General features: G+C 74.8%; 5 protein-coding genes. 2 read left to right on the plus strand and 3 right to left on the minus strand.

What is annotated here, in order from left to right; translation table 11 throughout:
- Nucleotides 1-1,914, plus strand: a 1,914-nt coding sequence (locus tag CS2_RS17435) for an endo-1,4-beta-xylanase (RefSeq protein WP_070320927.1), incomplete at its 5' end; no start/stop codon positions are given.
- Between the two features lie 96 nt (nucleotides 1,915-2,010).
- Here CS2_RS17435 and CS2_RS17440 read toward each other — a convergent pair.
- Nucleotides 2,011-2,844, minus strand: coding sequence for a putative protein N(5)-glutamine methyltransferase (locus CS2_RS17440; RefSeq protein WP_082740340.1), 834 nt, complete (start codon nucleotides 2,842-2,844; stop codon nucleotides 2,011-2,013).
- Nucleotides 2,845-3,007: 163 nt separating this feature from the next.
- On the opposite strand from CS2_RS17440, the gene eno reads away from it, so the two are divergent.
- A complete protein-coding gene (gene eno, locus CS2_RS17445) occupies nucleotides 3,008-4,288 on the plus strand; it encodes a phosphopyruvate hydratase (RefSeq protein ID WP_070320928.1) in 1,281 nt (426 codons plus the stop codon).
- Nucleotides 4,289-4,359: 71 nt separating this feature from the next.
- Here eno and CS2_RS17450 read toward each other — a convergent pair whose 3' ends face one another.
- Together CS2_RS17450 and CS2_RS17455 are read right to left on the minus strand one after the other, a co-directional pair.
- A complete protein-coding gene (locus tag CS2_RS17450) occupies nucleotides 4,360-4,974 on the minus strand; it encodes an HAAS signaling domain-containing protein (RefSeq protein ID WP_070320929.1) in 615 nt (204 codons plus the stop codon).
- Entirely contained in the window at nucleotides 4,971-5,315 is a 345-nt protein-coding gene (locus CS2_RS17455; protein ID WP_070320930.1) for a PadR family transcriptional regulator, read from the minus strand. Before CS2_RS17455 ends, CS2_RS17450 begins: the two co-directional genes overlap by 4 nt.
- Nucleotides 5,316-5,521: the final 206 nt, after the last annotated feature.

Here is a 5,521-nt window from a genome sequence, read left to right on the forward strand (position 1 = left end):
TGGGCGGGCCGCGGCGACGCGACCGTGTCGCTCACGGCTGACGGCGCCCGCGGCACCCGCAGCCTGCTGGTGCAGGGGCGCACGCAGTCCTGGAACGGCGCCGCGGTCGACGTCACCGACGTGCTCGTGCCCGGCACGACGTACACGATCGGGCTCTGGCTGCGCCTGCCCACGGGGTCGGGCGAGGCCGGGCTCCGCGTGTCGGTGCAGCGCGACGTCGACGGCGTCGCGTCCTACGAGACCGTGACCACCGTCGAGCGCGTGACGTCGCAGTGGACGCAGGTCGTCGCGTCGTACACGCCCGGCCGGTTCGACACCGCGTCGCTGTACGTCGAGTCCACGGGGTCGCTCACGGACTTCCTGCTCGACGACGTGCTCGTCAGCGGCGTCACGTACACGCCCGACCTGTCGCTGCCGTCGGTGGCCGACGCGCTGGCCGACGACTTCCCGTTCGGCCTCGGCATCGAGCCCGTCGACACGCTCGGCGGCCGCGGCGACCTCGCTGCGCACCACGCCGTGCAGATCACGCCCGGCAACCAGATGAAGCCCGAGTCGGTGCAGCCCGCCGAGGGCACGTTCACGTTCGGCGACGCCGACCTCATGGTGGACTGGGCGCGCGCGCACGACATGCGGGTCTACGGGCACACGCTCGTGTGGCACCAGCAGACCCCCGCGTGGTTCTTCGAGCGTGACGGCGCGCCGCTCACGACGTCGCCCGCCGACCAGGCGCTGCTGCGCGACCGCCTGCGGACCCACATCGAGGCGGTCGCGGACCACTTCCGCGACACCTACGGCGAGTACGGCACGCCCGGCAACCCGATCTTCGCGTTCGACGTCGTCAACGAGGTGATCGACGAGAGCCAGCCCGACGGCCTGCGGCGCAGCGAGTGGTACCGCGTCCTGGGGGCGTCGTACGTCGCCGACGCGTTCCGGTACGCGCGCGCCGCGTTCGGCCCCGACGTGCTGCTGTTCATCAACGACTACAACAGCGAGTACCCCGACAAGCGGGCGCCCTACCTGCGCCTCGTCACCGACCTGCTCGCGCAGGGCGTGCCCGTCGACGGGGTCGGCCACCAGCTGCACGTCGAGGTCGGCCGCTCGGTGCCCATGATCGAGGACACGATCGAGGCGTTCGAGGCGCTGCCCGTCACGCAGGCGGTCACCGAGCTCGACGTCTCGACGTACCGGCACGCGGGCGAGCAGTGGGCCACGCCGCCCGCCGACCGGCTGCTCGAGCAGGCGTACTACTACCGCGACGTGCTGGCGATGCTGAAGCGGCACGCGGCGTCGCTTGAGTCGGTCACCGTGTGGGGCCTCGAGGACTCCCGCACGTGGCTGCGCGCCGGGGCCGCGCCGCTGCTGTTCGACGGCGCGCTGCAGGCCAAGCCCGCGTTCTGGGGCGTGGTGGACCCGTCCCGCATCGGGACGACGCCGACGCCCACCCCGACGGTGACGCCGACGCCGACGGCCACGCCCACGCCGACGTCCACCCCGACACCGACGCCCACGGTCACGCCCACCCCGACGGTCACGCCCACCCCGACGGTCACCCCCACCCCGACGGTCACTCCGACACCCACGCCGACCTCCGGCCCGGCGACGTGCCGCGTCCAGTACACGACGCACGACTGGGGCACGGGCTTCACCGCGAACGTCCGCGTGACGAACACGGGCGCGACCGCGCTCACGTCCTGGGCGCTGACGTTCGCGCTCACCGGCGGGCAGCAGGTCACGCAGGGCTGGAGCGCGACGTGGGCGCAGCAGGGCACCGCGGTCACCGCGACCAACGCCGCGTGGAACGGCACGCTCGCGCCCGGCGGCTCGGTGGACGTCGGGTTCAACGGCAGCCACCCGGGCAGCAACCCGCGCCCGGCGTCGTTCGCGCTGAACGGCGCGACCTGCGCGGTCGGCTGACGTCCGCCCTCCGGGACGCGGCCGCCGCGAGACCGGGCGGCGGGCACGCCAGGGTCGGCTGCCGCACGCCCGCCCCGGTCTCGTGGAGCGGCGGTCTCAGCCCGTGGGCGGCGGGCGGTGCGCGACGACGACGGTCCCGTCGACGTCGTCGTCGCGCAGCACCTCCACCGGCCACCCGGGCGGGCACGCGGCCCGCGTGAGCGTGACCTGCGCGCGGCTCGTCTCGACCAGCACGTGCCCGCCGGGCCGCACCCAGGCCGGTGCGGCGGCCAGCAGGCGACGCTGCACGTCGACGCCGTCCGGGCCGCCGTCGAGCGCGACGTGCGGCTCGTGCTCGCGCGCCTCGGGCGGCATGGTCGCGACCGCGTCGTGCGGCACGTAGGGCGCGTTGGCGACGAGCACTGCCACGCGCCCGCGCAGGTCGGCCGGCACCGGGTCGAGCAGGTCGCCGGTCCACGCGGCGCCGCGCCCGGCGAGGTTGCGGGCGGCCCACCCGACGGCCACGGGGTCGAGGTCCGCCGCGTGCAGCACCGCACCGGGGACGTCCCGCGCCACGACCGACGCCACCGGCGCGACGCCGCAGCACGCCTCGACGACCACCGGCGCCGGACCGGCCGCGCGCGCGAGCGCGACCGCGGTGCGGGCCAGCAGCTCGGTGCGGCGCCGCGGCACGAACACGCCCGGACCCACGTGCAGGCGCAGGCCGTCGAACGCGACCCACCCCAGCACGGTCTCGAGCGGCTCGCCCGCGACGCGGCGCGCGACCAGGCGCTCGAGGTCGTCGCCCGTGGCCGCCCCGGTCAGCAGCGCCGCCTCGTCCTCGGCGAACACGCAGCCCGCGGCCCGCAGCCGCAGCACGAGCGCCTCGGGCGCGTGCGGCGGGACCGGCAGCGGCCCGCGCGGCGGGGTCGCGCCCTCGGCGGAGGTCACGTCGCATGCTCGCACGCGCGGCCACCGCGGAGCGACCCTGCCCGGCCCCGACGCGTCGTCGCAGGTCAGCGCGTCGCCGTCCAGCAGCCGAAGGTCCCTCCGTCACCGCTGACCAGCGGCACTAGGCTGGGTGCGCAAACCCACCGTCTGTCGAAGGAGCACCATGGCCAGCATCGAGGCCGTCGGCGCCCGCGAGATCCTGGACTCGCGCGGCAACCCCACTGTCGAGGTCGAGGTCGCCCTCGACGACGGCACCATCGCGCGTGCCGCCGTCCCGTCGGGTGCGTCCACCGGCGCGTTCGAGGCCGTCGAGCGCCGTGACGGCGACGACCCCCGCTACGGCGGCAAGGGCGTCCAGGGTGCCGTCAACGCCGTGATCGACGACATCGCCCCCGAGCTCATCGGCTTCGAGGCGAGCGAGCAGCGTCTGGTCGACGCCGCGCTCATCGAGCTCGACGGCACGCCCAACAAGGGCAAGCTCGGCGCCAACGCGATCCTGGGCGTCTCGCTCGCGGTCGCCAAGGCCGCGGCCGACTCCGCCGACCTGCCGCTGTTCCGCTACGTCGGCGGCCCCAACGCGCACGTCCTGCCCGTGCCGATGATGAACATCCTCAACGGTGGGTCGCACGCCGACTCCAACGTCGACATCCAGGAGTTCATGGTCGCCCCGATCGGTGCCACGACGTTCCGTGAGGCGCTGCGCACCGGCACCGAGGTCTACCACTCGCTCAAGTCCGTGCTGAAGAGCAAGGGCCTGTCGACGGGTCTCGGCGACGAGGGCGGCTTCGCGCCGAACCTCGAGTCGAACCGCGCCGCGCTCGACCTCATCCTCGTCGCGATCGAGAAGGCCGGCTTCGTGCCCGGCAAGGACGTCGCGCTCGCGCTCGACGTGGCCGCCACCGAGTTCTTCAAGGACGGCGCGTACCAGTTCGAGGGCGTCGCCAAGACGCCCGCCGAGATGATCGCGTTCTACGAGCAGCTCGTCGCGGACTACCCGCTGGTCTCCATCGAGGACCCGCTGTCCGAGGACGAGTGGGACTCGTGGTCCGAGCTCGTCGGCAAGGTCGGCGGCAAGGTCCAGATCGTCGGCGACGACCTGTTCGTCACCAACCCGGAGCGGCTGGCCAAGGGCATCGCGCTCAAGGCCGCGAACTCGCTGCTGGTCAAGCTCAACCAGATCGGCACGCTCACCGAGACCCTCGACGCGGTCGCCCTCGCGCAGCGCTCGGGCTTCACGACGATGACCTCGCACCGCTCGGGCGAGACCGAGGACACGACGATCGCCGACCTGTCGGTCGCGACGAACGCCGGCCAGATCAAGACCGGTGCGCCCGCCCGCGGCGAGCGCATCAACAAGTACAACCAGCTCCTGCGCATCGAGGAGGAGCTCGACGACGCCGGCATCTACGCCGGTGCGAGCGCCTTCCCGCGCTTCCAGGGCTGATCCAGCGCTGACGACGACGCCCGGCCCACCCTCGCGGTGGGTCGGGCGTCGTCGTGCTCGGTCGTGCGTGCCTACGGGGCGTCCTCGACGACGACCCCGGACTGCTGCACGGTCCCGCCGGTGCTCTCCTCGACGGCCACGAACGGCAGCGTGTACACGGCGAGCAGGACTGTGACGGTCGCCGTCAGGGCCGCCGGGAGCAGGACCGCGAACGCGATCCGCCACCGTCGCCGCGGTCGCGGCGCGCGGCGGGCGAACGCCCGGTACCCGGTCCACGCGACGACGGCCGCGGCGAGCACGAGCGCGCCGACGAGGAGTGCCGGGTGAGCCAGGGCGAGCGCCATCGCGACCGGTGCGGCGAGCGGCCCGAGGACCAGTCCGCCGAGGACGAGGAGGACGACGACCCCGGGCGTGGGGCCGGCGTCGTCGGGCGGGGTCGGTGCGAGCGGCGGGCGCGTCGTGCCGTCGTGCATGGCGGCGGCGACCTGGTCGACGCTGCCGAGCTCGGCGAGCACGCGCCGCACGTCGGCGTCGTCGGCGCGGGGACCGAGCTCGGCGAGCGCGAGGTCGAGGTGCTCGCGGACGGCGTCGAGCACGTCGAGGCGCTCGGTCGCGGGTGCGTCCGCGAGGCGGCGCTCGAGGTCGGCGAGGTAGGCCGCGACGAGCGGCGACGAGACGGGAGTCATGCGGTCGGTCCTTCCAGGAGGTGGTCGACGGCGGCCCGGTAGGGGCGCCAGACCTCGACGAACGCGTCGAGCGCGGCGCGTCCCGTGTCGGTGAGCCGGTGGTAGCGGCGTGGCGGCCCCGTGGGGGACTCCTGCCACGTCGTGTCGACCCAGCCGCGGCCGCGCAGGCGCGTGAGCAGCGGGTAGAGCGTGCCCTCGGAGGCGAACAGCACGCGGTCGCGCCCGAGCGCGCGCGCGATGTCCTGCCCGTAGGCGGGGGAGCGGGCGAGGTGTGCGAGCACGCAGAACTCGAGCGTGCCGCGCCGCAGCTGCGTGCGGACGTCGTCCGGCGTCGGTTCCATGCGACGCACGCTACCTTGCCGCACAAGGAAGTGGCGAACGCGACACCCCCCGGTGCGTCCGGCCGATCCGTGGGGAGGAGGGCACAATCGAGCCCATGCCCACGTCGCGTCGTCCGCCCGCACCCGGCGCCGCCCGGCGCCCGGGCCGCGACGACGCCCCGTCGGGCGTGACGCCGCGCGCGCCGCGACCCGCGGGTGCCCGCCCC

This window comes from Cellulomonas iranensis NBRC 101100 = JCM 18110 (genome assembly GCF_001552375.1).
GTDB classification, from domain to species: domain Bacteria; phylum Actinomycetota; class Actinomycetes; order Actinomycetales; family Cellulomonadaceae; genus Cellulomonas; species Cellulomonas iranensis.